This window comes from Salinigranum salinum (assembly GCF_009176545.1).
GTDB classification, from domain to species: Archaea; Halobacteriota; Halobacteria; order Halobacteriales; family Haloferacaceae; genus Salinigranum; species Salinigranum salinum.
This window is the reverse complement of the sequence record NZ_VTOJ01000001.1, coordinates 1,842,237-1,859,635: the sequence shown is the minus strand read 5'-3', so window position 1 is coordinate 1,859,635 and position 17,399 is coordinate 1,842,237. Positions and strand designations below refer to the sequence as shown.

At 68.3% G+C, this 17,399-nt stretch carries 15 protein-coding genes; 5 read left to right on the top strand and 10 right to left on the bottom strand.

The window, feature by feature from the left end; genetic code table 11:
- Positions 1-288 precede the first annotated feature (288 nt).
- The 3 genes from glpA to FZP69_RS08850 are packed head-to-tail and all read left to right on the top strand — an operon-like array spanning position 289 to position 4,572.
- Positions 289-2,022: an anaerobic glycerol-3-phosphate dehydrogenase subunit GlpA gene (glpA, locus tag FZP69_RS08860; protein WP_152040957.1), complete on the top strand. Its 1,734-nt coding sequence runs from the start codon at positions 289-291 to the stop codon at positions 2,020-2,022.
- The gene (gene glpB, locus FZP69_RS08855; RefSeq protein WP_152040956.1) at positions 2,012-3,277 is read left to right on the top strand and encodes a glycerol-3-phosphate dehydrogenase subunit GlpB; all 1,266 of its coding nucleotides are present in this window, start codon (positions 2,012-2,014) and stop codon (positions 3,275-3,277) included. Before glpA ends, glpB begins: the two co-directional genes overlap by 11 nt.
- Complete coding sequence (locus tag FZP69_RS08850; protein ID WP_152040955.1) at positions 3,274-4,572, top strand: anaerobic glycerol-3-phosphate dehydrogenase subunit C; 1,299 nt, start codon at positions 3,274-3,276, stop codon at positions 4,570-4,572. The genes glpB and FZP69_RS08850 overlap by 4 nt, the downstream gene beginning before the upstream one ends.
- Positions 4,573-4,642: 70 nt before the next feature.
- Here FZP69_RS08850 and FZP69_RS08845 read toward each other — a convergent pair whose 3' ends face one another.
- The 3 genes from FZP69_RS08845 to FZP69_RS08835 all read right to left on the bottom strand — a co-directional run bounded on the left by FZP69_RS08845 (position 4,643) and on the right by FZP69_RS08835 (position 6,734).
- Positions 4,643-4,882 carry a HalOD1 output domain-containing protein gene (locus tag FZP69_RS08845; protein ID WP_152040954.1) on the bottom strand — a complete coding sequence of 80 codons (240 nt, stop codon included), beginning with the start codon at positions 4,880-4,882 and terminating at the stop codon, positions 4,643-4,645.
- Between the two features lie 249 nt (positions 4,883-5,131).
- Entirely contained in the window at positions 5,132-5,374 is a 243-nt protein-coding gene (locus tag FZP69_RS08840; protein ID WP_152040953.1) for a HalOD1 output domain-containing protein, read from the bottom strand.
- A 112-nt stretch (positions 5,375-5,486) separates the two neighbouring features.
- Complete coding sequence (locus FZP69_RS08835) at positions 5,487-6,734, bottom strand: FAD-dependent oxidoreductase (RefSeq protein WP_152040952.1); 1,248 nt, start codon at positions 6,732-6,734, stop codon at positions 5,487-5,489.
- Positions 6,735-6,952: 218 nt separating this feature from the next.
- On the opposite strand from FZP69_RS08835, the gene ptsH1 reads away from it, so the two are divergent.
- Positions 6,953-7,219 (top strand): phosphocarrier protein HPr, encoded by a 267-nt coding sequence (gene ptsH1 / locus FZP69_RS08830; RefSeq protein ID WP_152040951.1) that lies wholly within the window; start codon positions 6,953-6,955, stop codon positions 7,217-7,219.
- Positions 7,220-7,267: 48 nt separating this feature from the next.
- Here ptsH1 and dhaM read toward each other — a convergent pair whose 3' ends face one another.
- From dhaM to dhaK, 3 genes are read right to left on the bottom strand one after another with little or no spacing between them, the layout of a single operon-like run.
- Complete coding sequence (gene dhaM / locus FZP69_RS08825) at positions 7,268-7,654, bottom strand: dihydroxyacetone kinase phosphoryl donor subunit DhaM (protein ID WP_152040950.1); 387 nt, start codon at positions 7,652-7,654, stop codon at positions 7,268-7,270.
- The gene (gene dhaL, locus FZP69_RS08820; RefSeq protein WP_152040949.1) at positions 7,655-8,371 is read right to left on the bottom strand and encodes a dihydroxyacetone kinase subunit DhaL; all 717 of its coding nucleotides are present in this window, start codon (positions 8,369-8,371) and stop codon (positions 7,655-7,657) included.
- Positions 8,372-8,422: 51 nt separating this feature from the next.
- Positions 8,423-9,424, bottom strand: coding sequence for a dihydroxyacetone kinase subunit DhaK (dhaK, locus tag FZP69_RS08815; RefSeq protein WP_152040948.1), 1,002 nt, complete (start codon positions 9,422-9,424; stop codon positions 8,423-8,425).
- A gap of 193 nt (positions 9,425-9,617) precedes the next feature.
- On the opposite strand from dhaK, the gene FZP69_RS08810 reads away from it, so the two are divergent.
- Positions 9,618-11,432, top strand: a complete 1,815-nt coding sequence (locus tag FZP69_RS08810; protein ID WP_152040947.1) for a methyl-accepting chemotaxis protein — start codon at positions 9,618-9,620, stop codon at positions 11,430-11,432.
- 82 nt (positions 11,433-11,514) lie between these two features.
- On the opposite strand, the gene ileS is transcribed toward FZP69_RS08810, so the two are convergent.
- The 4 genes from ileS to FZP69_RS08790 form a co-directional block, all read right to left on the bottom strand.
- Positions 11,515-14,694 carry an isoleucine--tRNA ligase gene (gene ileS, locus FZP69_RS08805; RefSeq protein WP_152041561.1) on the bottom strand — a complete coding sequence of 1,060 codons (3,180 nt, stop codon included), beginning with the start codon at positions 14,692-14,694 and terminating at the stop codon, positions 11,515-11,517.
- 118 nt (positions 14,695-14,812) lie between these two features.
- Positions 14,813-15,355, bottom strand: coding sequence for a hypothetical protein (locus tag FZP69_RS08800; protein WP_152040946.1), 543 nt, complete (start codon positions 15,353-15,355; stop codon positions 14,813-14,815).
- A gap of 125 nt (positions 15,356-15,480) precedes the next feature.
- Positions 15,481-15,795: an ArsR/SmtB family transcription factor gene (locus FZP69_RS08795; RefSeq protein ID WP_152040945.1), complete on the bottom strand. Its 315-nt coding sequence runs from the start codon at positions 15,793-15,795 to the stop codon at positions 15,481-15,483.
- Between the two features lie 2 nt (positions 15,796-15,797).
- Positions 15,798-17,267, bottom strand: coding sequence for a DUF4397 domain-containing protein (locus tag FZP69_RS08790; RefSeq protein WP_152040944.1), 1,470 nt, complete (start codon positions 17,265-17,267; stop codon positions 15,798-15,800).
- Positions 17,268-17,399 lie beyond the last annotated feature (132 nt).

The window sequence follows — 17,399 nt, the reverse complement described above, 5'->3', positions numbered from 1 at the left end:
GGTACCAGTAAACAGTGTGAAAGTGTGTGATAAACTTTGCTAATTCGTCGGCAGGAAAACAGGTCTGGACGAAAACTAGACGATCAATGCACGCGTTCGCGTGCGAGCCTCGAAGACCACTCAAATACGGAATCGAGGGATATCGACGCGCCGCTCGAGGTGGATGCACGGTGGTCGTCTCGCCGTCCGTACTCGGAGATCGTGAGACGTGGTACCGCGGCGTGTACTTGACGAGTCGGCGTGAGAGGTAAAGTAAAGTAGCCCGCGTCCTCAGGGTTACAAAGATTAATGACAGACACACCAGAGATCCTGGTCATCGGCGGGGGATCGACCGGGACGGGAATCGCCCGTGACCTGGCGATGCGTGGGATGGACGTCACGCTCGTCGAACAGGGAAACCTGACACACGGCACGACGGGCCGAATGCACGGGTTGCTGCACAGCGGCGGGAGATATGCGGTGACCGACCAGCCGAGCGCGAAGGAGTGCATCGAGGAGAACCGCGTCCTGCGAGAGATCGCGAGTCACACGGTCGAGATGACCGGCGGGCTGTTCGTCAAACGGCCCGAGGACACGGAGGAGTACTTCGAGAAGAAACTGAAGGGGTGCGAGGAGTGCGGCATCCCGACCGAGGTGCTGTCGAACGGGGAGGCGCGCCAGCTCGAACCGTACCTCGCGAAGGACATCGACAAGGCCATCCGCGTGCCCGACGGGGCGATCGACCCGTTCCGGCTCTGCGTGGCCAACGCCGCCGCCGCCGAGCAACACGGCGCGCGCATCGAGACCCACTCGAAGGTGGTCGACGTACTGGTCGAGGCGGGCGAGGTCGTCGGATGTGAGGTCGAACACGCGTCGGGCGAGGGCAAACGCGTCCACGGCAAAGCGGGCGGTCGCGAGAAGATATACGCCGACTACGTCGTGAACGCGACGGGCGCGTGGGCCGGGCGCGTGGGCGAGATGGCCGGGGTCGACATCGAGGTCCGCCCCTCGAAGGGCGTCATGACGATCATGAACGTCCGGCAGGTCGACACGGTGATCAACCGCTGTCAGCCGAAGGGCAACGCCGACATCATCGTCCCGCACGAGACCACCGCGATTCTGGGCACCACCGACGAGGAGGTCGAAGACCCCGAGGATTACCCCGAGGAACAGTGGGAGGTCGACATGATGATCTCCGAACTCTCCAAACTCGTCCCGATGTTGCAGGAGGCACGGACGATCCGGTCGTTCTGGGGCGTCAGACCCTTGTACGAGCCGCCGGGGACCGGGACGACGGACCCGACCGACATCACGCGCGACTTCTTCCTGCTCGACCACTCCGACCGCGACGACCTGCCGGGGATGACGAGCATCGTCGGCGGGAAGTTCACCACCTTCCGGATGATGGCCGAGAAGATCTCCGACCACGTCTGCGGGAAGTTCGGCGACACGACCGAGTGTCGGACCGCCGACGTCCCCCTGCCGGGGAGCGACGACTTCTCGGTCCTCCGCGACTACATGGACGAGTTCGGCCTGCGGTCGCCCATCGGTCGTCGTTCGGTGCAACGTCTGGGTTCGCGTGCCGACGAGGTCCTGAAGACGAACGAGCCGAACCCGACGGTGTGCGAGTGCGAGGGCGTCACCCGTGCCGAGGTCCGCGACGCCATCGAGCAGGCGGGATCGGATCTCAACGCCGTCCGACTGCGAACCCGGGCGTCGATGGGGAACTGCCAGGGAGCCTTCTGTTGTCACCGGATGGCGAACGAACTCGCGATGGAGTATCCCGAGCCGGTCGCCCGGGAGGCGCTCGACGAGCTGTACCAGGAGCGGTGGAAGGGCGAGAAACACGCGCTCTGGGGGGAACAGCTCTCCCAGGCGATGCTGAAACACCTGCTGCACGCGACGACGATGAACCGCGACGGCGATCCCGTCCGGACGGGTGCCGACGTCGACTTCGGCGCGTTCGACGGCGGCCCCGCGGTCGGCGACGAGTCGGGTGTCGAACGAGCGGCCGCGGACGGAGGACACCGGGATGCCGATTAGCGAGGACGTCGTGGTAGTCGGCGGCGGAGTCGCCGGCTCGATCGCGGCGCTGTCGGCCGCGGAGACGGGCGCGAGCGTTCGGCTCGTCTCGTACAAGAAGAGTACGCTCCGCCACGCGAGCGGTCTCATCGACGTGCTCGGGTTCACCGGCGACGGCGAGGGGCCGCTCGCCGACCCCTTCGCCGGACTCGACTCGCTCGCCGAGCGCCACCCGTACCGGATCGTCGGCGAGGACGCCATCCGCGAGGGACTCGCGCTGTTCGACGAGATCGCCGGCGACGAGTACCGCGGGAGTCACACGGACGCGAACGCGCTGGTCCCGACGCACGGCGGTGCGGTGAAACCCACGGCGCGTTACCCGCGGGCGGCCGCCGCGGGGGTCGCCTCGGACGACCGCGACACCCTGCTGGTCGGGTTCGCGACGATGACCGACTTCGAGGCGTCGCTCGCGGCCGACCACCTCGCCGCGGCGGGCGTCCCGTTCGACGTGTCGGGCGTGACGGTCGAGTTCCCGAAGACGTTCCGCGCCGACGCGAAGATCACCCGCTACGCGAAGGCGCTCGACACCGACGAGGCGGTCGGCGGTCGCGGAACCCGGGAGGCGCTCGCGGCCGCGGTCGAACCGCACCTCGACGGCGCCGAGCGGGTCGGCTTCCCCTCGCTCCTGGGCGACGACCACCGCCACGAGGTGCGAGCCGACCTCGAATCGTACCTCGGCGCGGCGGTGTTCGAGGTGCCGATGGGTCCGCCGTCGCTTCCGGGGCTCCGACTGGAAGACCTGCTGTTCGACGCGCTCGACGAGGCCGGCGTCGGTATCTCGTCGGGGAACAAGGCGGTCGGCTACGAGACCGACGACGGCGACCTGTCGGCGGTCGTCGTCGACCGGAACGGCCGCGAGATCCCCTACCACGCCGACGCGTTCGTCCTCGCCACGGGTGGGCTCGTCGGGAAGGGCATCGACTCGTCGCGCGAGGGCGTCCGCGAACCGATCTTCGACTGCTACGTCCCCCATCCGGACGACCGCTACGACTGGTTCGTCGACGACGCGTTCGGCGACCACCCGTTCGCGACGTTCGGCGTCGTCCCCGACGACCGGCTCCGCCCCACGCGCGCCGACGGACACGCAGAGTACGAGAACCTCTTCGCCGCCGGCGGTGTCGTCGGCGGTGCCGACGTCGCCGCCGAGAAGTCGGCCAGCGGCGTCTCGCTCGCGACTGGCGTGGTCGCGGGTCGCGAGGCAGGTGAAACCGCATGAGTGACGCACAATCCCCCCCAGAGTTCGATTCGGTTCCAGGTAGCGGCGACTTCGAGCCCGTCGACGTGTTCGACGACGGTGTCGACCTCCGCCCCGGCGCGGACAACTGTTACAAGTGCACGGCGTGTGATACGTCGTGTCCGGTCGCCGAGGTCGACGACGAGTTCCCCGGGCCGAAGTTCCAGGGACCGGAGCAGTGGCGGCTCAAACGCAAGGAGGACGTCGAGATCGACGACTCGATCATGTCCTGCTCGAACTGCCTCCGGTGTGACACCGCCTGTCCCTCGGGCGTGCCGCTGAGCCAGATGCACAACAAGGCCCGCGGCGAGTACGTCGAGAACCAGATGGACCACCTCTCGCGGCAGTACCTCAGGAACAGAATCCTCTCGAACTACCGGACGCTCGCCGAGATGGGGAGCAAGGTTCCCCGGCTCACCAACTTCGTGATGGGCAACTCCCTCGTCCAGAAAGTGAACGAGAAGCTGCTGGGGATCACCGCCGAGCGGGAGTTCCCCCCGTTCGCCACCCAGACGTTCCGCGAGTGGTGGCGCGAGCGCGGCGGCGCGCAGGTCCACAGCGAGGAGAAACGGATCGCGTACTTCCACGGCTGTTACTCGAACTACAACACGCCCGAAGTCGGCAAGGCCCTGGTCAGGGTGTTCGAGGAGTTCGGCTACGAGATCGCGGTGCCCCGCCAGCGGTGTTCCGGCACGCCGATGTTCGCCAACGGGATGCTCGACGACGCCGAGCGCGCGGCGAACGTCAACGTCCCCGAGTTCGTGGATCTCATCGACGAGGGGTACGACGTCGTCGCCTCCTGTACCTCCTGTTCGATGTCGCTCAAGCAGGAGTATCCCGAGCTGTTCCAGATCTCCGGCATCGAGGAGGTGTCGAGCCACACGTACGAGGCGCTGGAGTACCTCCGCATCTACGAGGACGTCCAGGGCGCGCTCGAGGGGAAGACCGTCGACTACCCGGACCTGGCGTACCACGCGCCGTGTCACGCCCGTGGCCAGGGACTGGATCGGCAGGCGGTCGAACTCTTCCGCGACGTCGAGGGGTTCGAGATCGAGGACGTCGGCTCCTCCTGTTCGGGCATCTCCGGCACGTACGGCTGGAAGTCCGAGAAGTACGAGAAATCGATGAAGATCGGCGAGGACATGTTCGAACACATGCGCCACGCGAAGGGCAACGTCGGGATGACGGAGTGTCCGACGTGTTCGATGCAGATGGAACACGGGAGCGGCTATGAGATCCGCCACCCGCTCCAGCTGCTCGAAGAGGCGATCGTCTGACCGGCGGCGTCTGGCGACACGCGTTCGACGTTTCTTCCGTGCCGTTCCCGGCCCCGGTCGTTCCGTCGTCTCAGTCGGTCGTCTCCGGCGAGACGGAGGCGTGGCCGTCGGCCTCGACCACCACTTCCATCCCGTCGATGATGCATGTGATCCGGACCTCGTCGGCGCTGTTCGCGAGCAGGTCGTCGAGCGACTCGAGGTCGACGTATTTCACGAGGGGATCGAGGTTCACCGGAGGGACGCCCTTGGCGGCCGCGACCGCGTTCACTACGCTCACGCTCGGCGTCGTGTGTGCCCGATTACTACTCATAATACGGAACGTCGAGCGGACGGGGCCTAAGCCCTGGCACGGACATCTGTGGTACAGTAGTGGTCTACCCACGGACCGCTCCGTCCGAAGAGCCCGCTGTCACCTGCCGTCCTGCTCGCGCCACGGACCGCGTGGATGCCCCCAGTAGCTGCCGGTCGCGTCGGCCGTCTCGGTCGTCAGATGCTCCACGTCGTAGACGGTGTACTCGAGAGATCAGTCCGGTCCGACTGACGGCCGGCCGTGCTCGTCTCAGTCCGTCCCGGCCGGCGAGACGTCGACGACGCCGTCGGTGTCTACCGTCACAACCAGGTCGTCGACGACACACTCGATCCGGATGGGGACGGAGCTGTTCTCGAACAACCGGTCCATCGCCTCGAGGTCGAGTCGGTCCGACAGCGGGTCGAGTTCGACCGTCCGCACTCCTCGGGCGGTGGCGATCGACTCGACGACTCGGATGGCCAGCGACGGTTCGTGTCCCTCGTCACCACTCATCACGCGGTGATTATCACGCGATTTTATAAATCCACCCCAGGCGAGTGGTCGTCGAGCGACGGCGTCGCCGGCGACCGTGGCCTCGGTCAGTCGCCGGCCACCACGTCCTCGGTCAGTCGCCGGCCACCACGTCCTCATCCGTCGGCGACAGGGCCTCGTACGTCGTGACGAACCCGTCGAGTGTTCCGGGGTCGTCCGCGCCCGGCAGCGGTTCGTCGGCGGTCCGACACGGTTCGTCGACGCCCAGTCGGTCGGCGACGAGGTCCGCCGTCTCCTCGGCCATCAGTCGGTAGCTCGTCAGCTTCCCGCCGACGACGCTCGCGAAGTTCTCGACGCCCTCGTCCTCGTGGTCGAGGACGAAGAAACCACGCGAGATCCCGCGGTTCGCCCCCTCGCCGCCGCTTTGGCTCCCGCGGGACGCCTCGTCCGGGGCGTACAGGGGACGAACCCCCCACCACGTCCGGATCGTCTCGCAGTCACGGACGGCCGGGAGCATGTCGCCACACTCCGCGAACATCCGCTCGACCTCTTCGTCTTCGGTGGGGTAGTCGTCGGGATCGTCGACGACGATGCTCGTCGTCCCCAGCACGACCTGATCGTCGTGCGGGATGATGATGTCACCGTCCGCCGGGTTCCGACAGCGGTTGAGCACGGGCCCGAGGTCGGCGTAGTCGACGGCGACCATCACGCCACGGGTGGGTCGCATCTCGACGTCGACCCCGGCCATCTCGCCCACGTGCCCGGCCCACGCTCCGGTGGCGTTCACCACGTACGTCGCGTCGACGTCGGTGTCGGCGTCGCCGCCGAGTCGGACCCCCGTGAGCCGGTCGTCGTCGACCGTCATCGACTCCACGGGGGCGTTTCTCAGGACGGTCCCACCGTGGCGTTCGACGGCGGCGGCGTTGGCCGCGACGAGCCGCGAGGGGTAGACGACGCCGTCGGGGACGACCATCGCCCGTTCGGCGTCGGCGGAGAGGTCCGGCACCCGGTCGCGCGCCTCGTCACCGGTGATCTCCTCGGCGGGAATACCGTACTCGCGGCACGCCGCGAGCTTCCGGTCGAAGTAGTCGGCGTCGTCCTCGGTGAGCTGGACGAACAGCCCGCCGGTGTCGCCGACGCAGTGGCCGGCGATCTCGCGCAGGATACGGTTCTCCGCGATACACTCGCGGGCCCCCACCTCGTCGGCTTCGGCGTACCGCGCGCCGCTGTGTAACAGCCCGTGCGACCGCCCCGTCGTCCCCGAGGAGAGGCCGCCTCTGTCGGCCAGCGTCACGTCGACGCCACGCATGGAGAGGTCTCGGGCGACGCCAGCGCCCGTCGCTCCACCACCGATCACCAGTACGTCCGTTCGGTGTGTCATCACATGTCGTTGGTCCGAGTGGGCTTGACTCTTCGGACCGCCGAGCACGTCGCGGTCGGCTCGCGGACCGGTCCGGTGCGTCTCGGAAGCCCCGCGGGAGGGCGTCGTCGTGTTCGCCGCGGGGTTCAGCCTCGGCCAGCGCACGCTCGGCCGCCGTGAGGACTGGTGACCGCGGCCGTGACCGAAGCGGCTAACAGGCTGCTCACCGCTCGATCGGTATGGAACGACTCGTCACCGTCGTCCCCGAAGCGGGACTGCACGCCCGCCCGGCGTCGAAGTTCGTCGAGACCGCCAACGAGTACGACTGCGACCTCCGGATCGCGCCCGAGGACGGCGATCCGGTGAACGCCCGGAGCATGCTGGGCGTGACGGGTCTCGGCGTGAAGTCCGGCGAGCGGGTTCGACTCGTCGCCGAGGGCGACGACGCCGAGGCGGCCCTCGACGCGCTCGAAGCGGTGCTGTCGACCGAGGAGTTCGAGGAGTAGTTCCACGGGGACCGGCGCGAGCGCGGGAGGAGAGCGACGTCGGTCCGCTCAGTTCAGCTTCCGGTAGTCGCGTGCCTCTTCGGCCGCGGCGAGCACCGAATCGAGCGTCGCCTTCTTGCTGGTGGCCTCCACGGCGGCGTTGACGGCCGCCTCGAGCACCGGCGCGTCGGCGATGCGCACGTCGCTCGCCTCGCTCATCTCCACGGCGAGTTCGGCGTTCATCACCGCGCTCCCGAGGTCGACGAGGACGAGTACGCCGTCGCCGTCGTCGGCGGCCTCGATCGCCGCGGTGATGCGGTCGACCGAGGTGCCGAGCCCCCCGTCTTGCTCGCCGCCGGCCGGTTCGATGCTCGCCGTGGGAGCCATCTGTGCGGCCACCTCGCAGATCCCCTCCGCGGCTTTCGCCGAGTGCGAGACGACGACGAGACCGACCATCTACGCCTCCTCGTCCGCGCCGTCGTCGGGGATCGTCGGCGACGTGGCGTCGTGTGTGTCCGGATCGAGATCGCCGTCGAGGAACTCCCGGGCCGTCTTCAGGAGTTCCTCGAGGATGAACAGCGTCGACGTCGCACCGGGGTCCTGGTGACCGACCGACCGCCACCCCAGATAGGAGGCCCGTCCTTTCGTCGCGCGGAGTGGGACGGTGAAGTTCACGCCGCGCTCGGCGGCGTCGACCGCCTTCGCCAGTGCTTCGAGGGGCGGGAGGTCGTCCTGTTCGATCGACTTCTTGTACGTGTGGACCGCCGGGGTGACGGCGTCGACCATCGTCTTCTGACCGACCTCCGCCCCGCCGCGGTCCTGGAGCTTCTCGAGGTACGTCTCGGCGAACGCCACGGTCGTCTCCGCCGTGATCCCCTCGTCGAGTTCCCCGCTGGCCATCATGATCGACCCGCCGTACAGCGGCCCTGCCGCGCCGCCGACCTCGCTCAAGATCGCCTTGCCGGCCGCCTTGACGATCTCGGAGGGGTCGCCGTCCATCCCCGCCGTCTGCTCAAGGACGGTCTGGAAGCCGCGGTTCATGTTCGCCCCGTGGTCGGCGTCGCCGATGGCCGAGTCGAGGTCCGTCAGATAGGTCTTCTCCTCGGCGAGTCGGTCGGCGACGTTCTCGAGCGCCGCGTGCAGTGCCGCCACCTGGACGTCCGTGTCTGCCATGCGTCGGAATCAGTCGGCAGTGAAATAAGGGTAGGGGCCGCGCCCGCCGGCTCAGTCGCGGACCGTCAGTGCGGGCGTGTCACAGGGGTGTGCGAGCAGTTCCTTGAGCTCGTCGTCGACGGCACACACCGTGACGGAACAGCCCATCATGTCCAGCGAGGTCATGTAGTCGCCGACCCACGCGTCCCACGTCTCCAGGCCGTGGTCGTCGACGATCTCCTGCAGTTTGCGGTTGACGATGAACAGTTCCGAAAGCGGCGTGCCACCCATCCCGTTGACGATGGTGACGACCTCCTGCCCCTCGTCGAGGTCGAGGTCCGCGAGGACGTTCTCCGTGAGGTGTTCCGTGATCTCGTCCGCGCTCATCATGTCGGTGCGCTCCGTGCCGGGTTCGCCGTGGATACCGATGCCGAGTTCGATCTCCTCGTCGCCGAGATCGAACGTCGGTTCGCCCTTCTCCGGCGTGACGCAGGACGTGAGCGCCATCCCCATCGTCCCGACGTTGTCGATGACCTTCTCCGCGACCACCTTCACCTCCTGGAGGTCGCCGCCCTGGTGGGCCTTCGCTCCGGCGACCTTGTGGACCAGGATCGTCCCGCAGACGCCCCGCCGTCCCGAGGTGTACAGCGAGTCCTCGACGGCCACGTCGTCGTTCACCACGACCTGCTCGACGTCGACGCCCTCCATCGCCGCGAGTTCGGCCGCGGTGTCGAAGTTCATCACGTCGCCCTCGTAGTTCTTCACCACGCAGAGCACGCCGGCGCCCCCGTCACACGCCTCGATCATCTCCTGGAGCTGGTCCGCGGTGGGGGAGGTGAACACCTCGCCCGCCGCCGCCCCGTCGAGCATCCCCTCGCCGAGGTAACCCGCGTGTGTCGGCTCGTGACCGGAGCCCCCACCGGAGACGATGCCCACTTTGCCGTCGACCGGCGCGTCGTCCCTCACGAGGATCTCGATCCCGTCCAGGCGGCGTACCCGGTCCGGATACGCCGCGACCATCCCCTCGAGCATCTCGTCCACTACGTCCGCCGGCTCGTTGATGAGTTTCTTCATGTCGCGTAGTACCAGACGGCCAACTGGGTCAAAAATGTTTGTCGTGATTAATGACGCGGCTCTCGGGTCGCGTCCGAGACCCGTGCGTGGCCGAGCCGGGACGTCGGCCATCGGCCGTCGGGATCGACTCCGTAGGTTTCAAACGTGATACGCGGGACACAATCGATTTGACGAACACGGGACAGTGACAACCATGACAACGATCGCCCCGGACGAACCGGCCCGAGCCCCCGGTGTGCAGGCCGCACGACGGACGTTCTCGGATCTCGTCAGATACGTCCCACGTGGCGATTCGATCCCGGCGGACGCCTGGAACGCCCGTCACCGCAACATCGTCCTCCTCCTAGTGGTTCACGCGCCCCTCCTGTTCCTGCTCGGGAGCTACACTGGGACCGAGCCGTACGTCACCGGCGCGACCCTCACCGCCGTCCCCCTCGAACACCTCCTCCTCGGCGTCGGTGCGGTGATCGGACTGGCGCTGCTGGCGTGGTGGCCGCGGCTCTCGCGGCGTGTGCGGACCGCGATCGCCTCGATCGGGCTGATGACGAGTTCGGCGCTCCTGGTCTACTTCTCCGGCGGCTACATCGAGGCACACTTCCACTTCTTCGTCATGGCGGGCGTGATCGCGACCTACGAGGACTGGATCCCGTTCGCCGTCGGCATCGGCTACGTGGCGATCCAGCACAGCCTCTTCGGGATGGCCCACCCGGGGGCGGTGTACAACCACCCCGACGCGATCGCGAACCCGATGGGGTGGGGGCTCGTCCACGCGGTGTTCCTCCTCGGTCTCTCCGCGGCGCTGATGTCGAACTGGCACTCAATCGAACGTTCGCGCGAGGAGACCCGCGAACAGATCCAGAACGTCGAGGACAGCCAGGAGGCGAGAGCCGAGGTCGAGCGGCTGAACGAGCGACTGCTGGTTCGCGCCGACGAACTCGCGTCCGCCATGGAGGCGGTTTCGATGGGCGACTTCACCGTCGCGCCGCCGGCCGAGACCGAGATCGAGGCCATCGGGGAGATCAGCGCCGGCTTCGAGGAGATGACGCGCGAACTGTCCACGACCGTCGTCGACCTCCGGCAGTTCGCGTCGACCGTCGAGCGGACGACCCGGTCGGTCCACGACGACGCCGCGGAGCTCGAGCAGTCACAGGAGCGGCTCGCGGGGGACGTCCGGGAGTTCGCGGCGGACCTCCGCGAACAGGCGGCGGAGCTCGAATCCACCACCGACGAGCTGACCTCCCTGTCGGCGACGATCGAGGAGATCGCCGCCAACGCCGACGAGGTCTCGGGTGAGGCCTCCAGCGCGGCCGAGGCCGTCGAGGCCGGCGCCGGGACCGCGGCGGAGGCGGTCGACGCCATCGAGCGGATCGAAGGGAGCGTCGGGACGCTCGCGGACCTCGTCGAGTCGCTCGACGGTCGGATGGACGACGTCGCGGAGAGCACGGAGCTCATCGAGTCGATCGCCGAACAGACGAACACGCTCGCGCTGAACGCGAACATCGAGGCCGCGCGTGCGGCGAACGGGAGCGAGGGGTTCACCGTCGTGGCCGAGGAGGTCAAGTCGCTGGCGGAGGCGACCAGGGACCACTCGGCGGCGATCGATCGGACGGTCGAGCGGACGGTCGAGGACGTCGACCGCGTCCAGACGGAGATGGAGCGGACCCGGTCGCAACTCCGGACCGGCAAGACCCGAACGACGGACGCCGGTGAGGCCTTCGCCGCCCTGACCGACACCGTCGAGGGCGTCGACCACTCGGTCGACGAGGTCGCCGCCGCGACCGACGACGGCGCACGGACGACCGAAGAGGTCGTCGACGCCATCACGCGGGTGGCTGACCGCTCGCGGGACGTCGCGGAGCGGAGCGACTCGCTCGCGAGCCGTGCGGAGACCAGAGCGACCACGATCTCCGAGATCCGGTCCCGACTCGACGATCTCACCGACCAGACCGGGAGCCTGCAGGAACAGCTCGAGACGTTCGAGTGCGAGCCGACGGCCGACCGAGCCTGACGGCCGACGGCCGACATCACACCGCGGCCGGACCGACCGTGCGGCCCCGGCCCAGCACAGCCCGGCCCGGCGCGATCGCCGATCAGGCCGTCCGCTGCTCCGCTTCGATCCGGTCGATACCGATGGTCACCGAGACGCCCTCGACGTCCCACTCCTCGACGAGGTCCAGCTCCTCGTCCGCCGGACCACCGAGGTCGACGAACGACTCCGTTCGCGTCTCCTCGGCGACGAGGTCGCGGTGGCGGTCGACGAGATCGGCGACCCGCTCGTCGGAGACGGCGATCGCCGTTCGGATCTCCTCGTCGACGGCCAGGTCGAGCCGCTTGCGCATCTCCTGAACCCGGCGGACGACGTCACGGGCGTACCCCTCGGCCTCGATCTCCTCGGTCAACGCCGTGTCGACGTACACCGTGCCCGACTCGAACGCGGCGGCGGAGACGTTTTCGGGAGGTTCGGCACGCCACTCGATCATGTCGGCGGTGAGTTCGTACTCGTCGCCGTCGACCATCACCGACAGCGTCCCGTCGTCGGCGTCACCGTCGAGCGCGTCACGGGTAGCACCCTCGACTGCCCTCATGAGCGTCTGTGCGTCGGCACCGAACGCGGGGCCGATGACGTCCATCCGCGGCTCCGCGTGTTCGACGAGTTCGTCGAACGCCTCGACGACGTCGACCGACCGGGCGTTGACTCGATCGGCGAAGAGGTCGGAGAGCGACTCGATGGCTCCTCGGACGTCCTCGTCGTCGGACTCGACGACGACCCGCGGGACGGGCCACCGGAGCTTTCTCCCCCCTTGCTGCCGGGCATTCGCCGCCGCTTCCTCGACGCGACGGAGGACCGCCATCTCCGCTTCGAGAGCGGGGTGGTGGTGCTCCTCGTCCACCGTCGGGGCCGACAGCGCGTGGACCGTCGTCGCCTCGCCGTCGAGCCGCTGGTACATCCGCTCGGCGAGGTAGGGCGTGAAGGGAGCGACGAGCCTGACGACCTCGTCGAGCACCGTCGCGAGGGTGGCGTACGCGCCGCGCTTCGACGCCGAATCCTCCTCCTCCCACATCCGCTCGCGGATCGCCTTCACGTAGAAGCGCGAGACGTCGCTCGTGACGAAGTCGAGGACGGACGTGAGCGCGTCGTGGACGCGGTAGTCGCCCCAGGCGTCGTCGACCTCGCGTTTCACCGACTGCAGTCGCGAGAGCACCCACTCGTCGACCACGGTCAGGTCGCCGTCGTCCAGCGAGGCGTCGGCGGGGTCGTAGCCGTCGAGTGCCATGTACGACAGCGGGAAGCGGAAGACGTTCCAGAAGATGTTGAGCTTCGACTGGGTCTCGGCGAGCCCGTCCCACTCGAAGGCGAGGTCCTCGCCGTGCTGGTTGTGCGAGAGCAGGTACGCTCGCAAGGGATCACGGCCGAACCGATCGATCGCCTCCTGCGGCGTGACGATGTTCCCAAGCGACTTCGACATCTTCCGCCCGTCGCTGTCGTTGGCGAAGCCGTGCATCAACACCTGCTCGTACGGAACCTCGCCGACTGAAGCCGTGCCCATACCCAGCTGCGACCAGAACCAGCCGCGGGTCTGGTCGTGCGCCTCGATGATGAGGTCGGCGGGCCACGGCTCGTCGTCTCCGGAGGACGGATAGTCGAGCGTCCCCCACGTCGCCACCGAGGAGTCGATCCAGACGTCGAAGACGTCCGGGACGCGCTCGTACGTCGTGCCGTCCTCGGTGATGGTGAGGGGATCGACCGAGGGGCGGTGCAGATCGAGTTCGTCGGGATCGACGTCCTGATCGACTCGCTCCGCCAGTTCCTCGCGCGTGCCGACGACGAGGATGTCCTCTGTGGTGTACTCCTCGCCCCGAGGTACCCAGATCGGGAGCGGGATGCCCCAGTACCGCTGTCGGGAGACGTTCCAGTCGGGTGCGTCCGCGACGAAGTTCCTGAACCGGTTGTCGCGCGCCCACGACGGGAACCACTCGGAGTCGTCGATGTTCGCCAGCAACTCCTCCTTGACGTCGGTGACCGTGATGAACCACTGGTCCGTCGCCAGGAAGACGATGTCCGTGTCGCACCGCCAGCACTGCCCGTAGCGGTGGTGGTGGGTGCCCGAGTGGAGGAGCAGTCCCTTCGCGTCGAGGTCGGCGACGATGTCGTCGTTGGCGTCGCGGACGAACGTGCCCGCGTAGTCGCCTGCCTCCCGGGTAAACGTCCCGTCGCCCCGGACGGGCGAGAAGACGTCGAGGCCGAGTTCCTGCCCGCGCTCGAAGTCTTCTTGCCCGTGGCCGGGCGCGGAGTGTACGAGTCCAGTCCGGTCGGCCTCGACGTACGCCGCCGTGTAGACCTGTCCGGCTCCCTCGAAGGTGGCGTGGTCCGGCACCTCCTCGGCGAGGGGGTGGTCGTACGTCCAGCCGACCATCTCCTCGCCCGTGAGTTCGTCGACCACCTCGTAGTCGGTGTAGCGGCCCTTCTTTAGCACCTCCTCGACGCAGGGCTCGGCGAGGTAGAGCACCTCGCTCTCGCCGTCCTTCTCGGCGCGGACGGCCTGATACGTCATCTCCCCGTCGACAGCCACGAACGTGTTCGCAGGGATCGTCCACGGCGTCGTCGTCCAGACGACGAGCTGTCCCTCTCGCTCTCGGAGGGGGAACTTCACGTAGATCGACGGCGACTCGATCTCGTGGTACTCGACCTCGTTGTCGGCGATGGCCGTCTCACACCGCGGGCACTGGTTGATCGCGCGCTTGCCGCGCTCGACGAGACCGTTGTCGTGGACCTGCGAGAACGCCCACCACGCTGCCTCCATATACTCCGGCGAGATCGTCTTGTACGGGTTCTCCCAGTCCATCCACGCCCCGATCGACTGGAAGTCCTCGTCCATCTTCTCCCGATTGCGCTCGGCGAACTCCTTGCACTCCTCGATGAACGCCTCCATCCCGTACGCCTCGATGTCCTTCTTGGAGTCGAAGCCGAGTTCCTCCTCGACCTTCACCTCGATGGGGAGACCGTGCATGTCGTAGCCCGGGCGATCGGCCACGTCGAACCCTTCCATCCGCTTGCGCCGGATGACGGCGTCTTTCAACGTCTTGTTCCACGCCGTCCCCAGATGCATCTGCCCCGAGGTGTACGGCGGCCCGTCGACGAAGAAGAACGAGGGGTCGTCGGCGTGGGCCGCCTTCGCCGCCTCGTACGCGTCGTGGTCGTCCCAGTACGACTCCACCGTGGACTCGACGTCCGCGGGGCTGTACTGGTCGGAGACCTCGTCCGTGTCCATACTCATACTCGGTTCCTGCCGCCGGACGTATATCAAAACGGTGGTGTCGCGGTCGGTCCGGCCGTGGCGACTGTAACGCGTCGTCCACGTCGGTCGTGGCGACGAACTGGTGCCCGATTCACACGACGGCGTCCGCGACGAAGCTGTTCCACGCTCGTCCCGAGTCGGATTCGACGGTCACGTACGCCGACGCCGGGTCGGCGGGGCACCGACAGGTCATCACGGCCGTCGTCACGGTGGGCGACGACTCCGGTCGCTCGACAGGTCGCCGTCGCAACGGCACCCGGAGCTGGTCCCACCTGTTCCACGTCACCCGCTGGTCGGGACTGGGTTCGAGCTGAGCGGCGGCCTGCGGTGGATTCCGCACCTCCGCGAGGACGACGACGGCGTGTTCGAGCGCGGCGTCGTCGACCGACAGCCCGGCGTCGCGCCCCGCCGCGGTAAACGGCTCTGTCGGCGGGGCGGCTCGGTACAGCGCGAACCGTGCCCACGGGTCGCCGGTGGACACGCCGCCTTCGACGTACGGGACGGCTGCGGGGTGGACGCGCGAGTCGACGCCGACGAGGTCCAGGCCGCCCGAGAGCGTCCGTCGGACCGCGTGACAGCCGGCGAGGCCGGAGAGGCCGACGCAGACGGTCACGAGGAGAGCCCGGCGGTGCACGGCGGCGATGGTCGCGGGACCGACAAAGGCCTTGTCCCCGCTCCATCACTGCGGCAGGGACACCACGGGCTCGTCTCCGAGTGTGGCGACGGAGGGGAGCCGGCCCACCGTCGGGAGCCCGACCGTCAGTCGTCGTCCGGATCGACGAGGTCCCAGTGCTGTCGCGCCCCCGCGGTCGGGACGTACACGGCCCCGTAGCCGTCGCCACTCCGGGCCACCGCATCGGCCTCTTCCAGCACGGAGAGGTGGTGACGGACGGTCTTGTAATCTAGGTCGAGCGCCTCGGCGAGCCGGTTCGCGTTCCGCGGGCGGTCGGCCAGCGCGCGGAGGAGCCGGGTGCGGTTCTCACTGCCGCGCGACCTCACGAGCACCTCCCGGAGCGCCGCCCTGGTCTGGTCCGGCGTCGACCGCACCTGTACCGAGGTCGAACCCGTCCCCATCGTCAGTTGTCCGTGACGACCGCGAGGTCGAATCCGGCGTCGGCCGGTTCGTCGTCCGTCGAGAGGTACCCCTGCGCGAACGCGGTGTACGCCGTCCCGCCCTCGACCGTCACGTCGAACGTCGACACCACGTCGCCGTCGTTCGACTCGGTGTCTCCACGGACCTCCAGGGTGTACGACCCGGCGGGGACCTCGACGGTCGCCGCGTCCCCGAAGGCCGCCCCGTCGACGAGGACGTCACCCGTCGACTGGACCGTGACGTCGACGGCGGGCGCGTCGGGCGAGGCGTGGACGAGCCTGATCCGGGCGGTGTCGTCCGCCGGTGCCGAGGTGTCGTCTGTCAGCAGCTGGACCGCGAAGCCGTTCTCGGCGTCCTCGGCGAGTTCGCCGACCGCCGCGGCGGTGTACGCACCGGGCTGGAGGTCGAGCGACTGGTCGAACACGACCGTCGACGAGTCGCCCGCGGCCTGGATCGTCACCTGGTACGAGCCGGACAACAGCGAGAGGTAGTCGCTGACGGCGCCGAAGGGGACGTCCTCCAGCACCGCGGAGCCGTCGACGAGCACGTCGACGTTCGGGGCGTCAGGCGAGAGGTGCGCCACGCGGAGCGCGACGTCCTCGCTCATCTCGCCCATGCCGCCGTCGCCCATGCCCTGGACGATGCCACCGCCGCCCGCACCGGCGTCGACGGCGGCGATCGGCTGGAACGCGGTTCCCGCCGGTTCGTCGTCCGGCGAGAGGTAGCCCGCGGCGAAGATGGTGTAGACGGTCCCGCCGACCAGTTCGACGTCGAACGCGGCCACGCTGTCGCCGTCGTTCGACGACGTGTCGCCCCGTACGTTCAGGGTGTAGGTGCCCGCGGGCACCTCCGCGTAGCCCGACCCCTGGTAGGAGACGCCGTCGAACAGGGCGTTTCCGCCCGCCGTGACGTCGACGGCGGGGGCGTCGGGCGAGGCGTGGACGACGCGAACCCGGGCCGTGTCGTCCGCGGGGACGGTGTTGTCGTCCGCGAGCACGAGCGGTTCGAACGTGTCCTCGCTCAGTTCGCCGACCGCGGCGACGGTGAACGCGCCCTCCGTGACGTCGAGGTCGCCCTCGAACGCGACCGTCGAGGGGTCGTCGGCGGCCGCGATGGTCACGGTTCGCGTGCCGACTGGCACCTCAAGGTAGTCGCTGACGGCGCCGAACGAGACGCCCTCGAGCACGACCGACCCGTCGACCGAGACGTCGACTGCGGGCGCGTCGGGCGACAGGTGGGCCACCCGGAGCATCGCCGTGGCAGCCATCTCCGTCTCGGTTTCCGTCTCCATCTCCGTCTCCGTCTCGGTCGGTGTCGCCGTGGCCGTCTCCGTCGACTCGCCGCCGGCCGATCCGCCGGAGCCATTCTGATTCGACGAGCAGCCGGCGAGGCCGCCGACCACTGCGACGCCCCCGAGCGTCCGAAGCACGTCTCTGCGTGACTTGTCTATCATGTCCTCAACCGCGACGGAGGACGATGTAAAAAAGAGGCTTTTCCCAAATTCGACCCACCTATCACCGTGATTGCACGAGTCGTGCTACCACTGTCTGCGGTCACGGGCCCGGACAGTCGTCGCGCGGTGGTC

What these genes read in the sequence shown, in the direction of transcription:
- glpA (WP_152040957.1), top strand. Translation starts at nt 289, where the DNA reads ATGACAGACACACCAGAGATCCTGGTCATCGGCGGGGGATCGACCGGG.
- glpB (WP_152040956.1), top strand. Translation starts at nt 2,012, where the DNA reads ATGCCGATTAGCGAGGACGTCGTGGTAGTCGGCGGCGGAGTCGCCGGC.
- FZP69_RS08850 (WP_152040955.1), top strand. Translation starts at nt 3,274, where the DNA reads ATGAGTGACGCACAATCCCCCCCAGAGTTCGATTCGGTTCCAGGTAGC.
- FZP69_RS08845 (WP_152040954.1), bottom strand. Translation starts at nt 4,882, where the DNA reads ATGAGTAGTAATCGGGCACACACGACGCCGAGCGTGAGCGTAGTGAAC.
- FZP69_RS08840 (WP_152040953.1), bottom strand. Translation starts at nt 5,374, where the DNA reads ATGAGTGGTGACGAGGGACACGAACCGTCGCTGGCCATCCGAGTCGTC.
- FZP69_RS08835 (WP_152040952.1), bottom strand. Translation starts at nt 6,734, where the DNA reads ATGACACACCGAACGGACGTACTGGTGATCGGTGGTGGAGCGACGGGC.
- ptsH1 (WP_152040951.1), top strand. Translation starts at nt 6,953, where the DNA reads ATGGAACGACTCGTCACCGTCGTCCCCGAAGCGGGACTGCACGCCCGC.
- dhaM (WP_152040950.1), bottom strand. Translation starts at nt 7,654, where the DNA reads ATGGTCGGTCTCGTCGTCGTCTCGCACTCGGCGAAAGCCGCGGAGGGG.
- dhaL (WP_152040949.1), bottom strand. Translation starts at nt 8,371, where the DNA reads ATGGCAGACACGGACGTCCAGGTGGCGGCACTGCACGCGGCGCTCGAG.
- dhaK (WP_152040948.1), bottom strand. Translation starts at nt 9,424, where the DNA reads ATGAAGAAACTCATCAACGAGCCGGCGGACGTAGTGGACGAGATGCTC.
- FZP69_RS08810 (WP_152040947.1), top strand. Translation starts at nt 9,618, where the DNA reads ATGACAACGATCGCCCCGGACGAACCGGCCCGAGCCCCCGGTGTGCAG.
- ileS (WP_152041561.1), bottom strand. Translation starts at nt 14,694, where the DNA reads ATGGACACGGACGAGGTCTCCGACCAGTACAGCCCCGCGGACGTCGAG.
- FZP69_RS08795 (WP_152040945.1), bottom strand. Translation starts at nt 15,795, where the DNA reads ATGGGGACGGGTTCGACCTCGGTACAGGTGCGGTCGACGCCGGACCAG.
- FZP69_RS08790 (WP_152040944.1), bottom strand. Translation starts at nt 17,267, where the DNA reads ATGATAGACAAGTCACGCAGAGACGTGCTTCGGACGCTCGGGGGCGTC.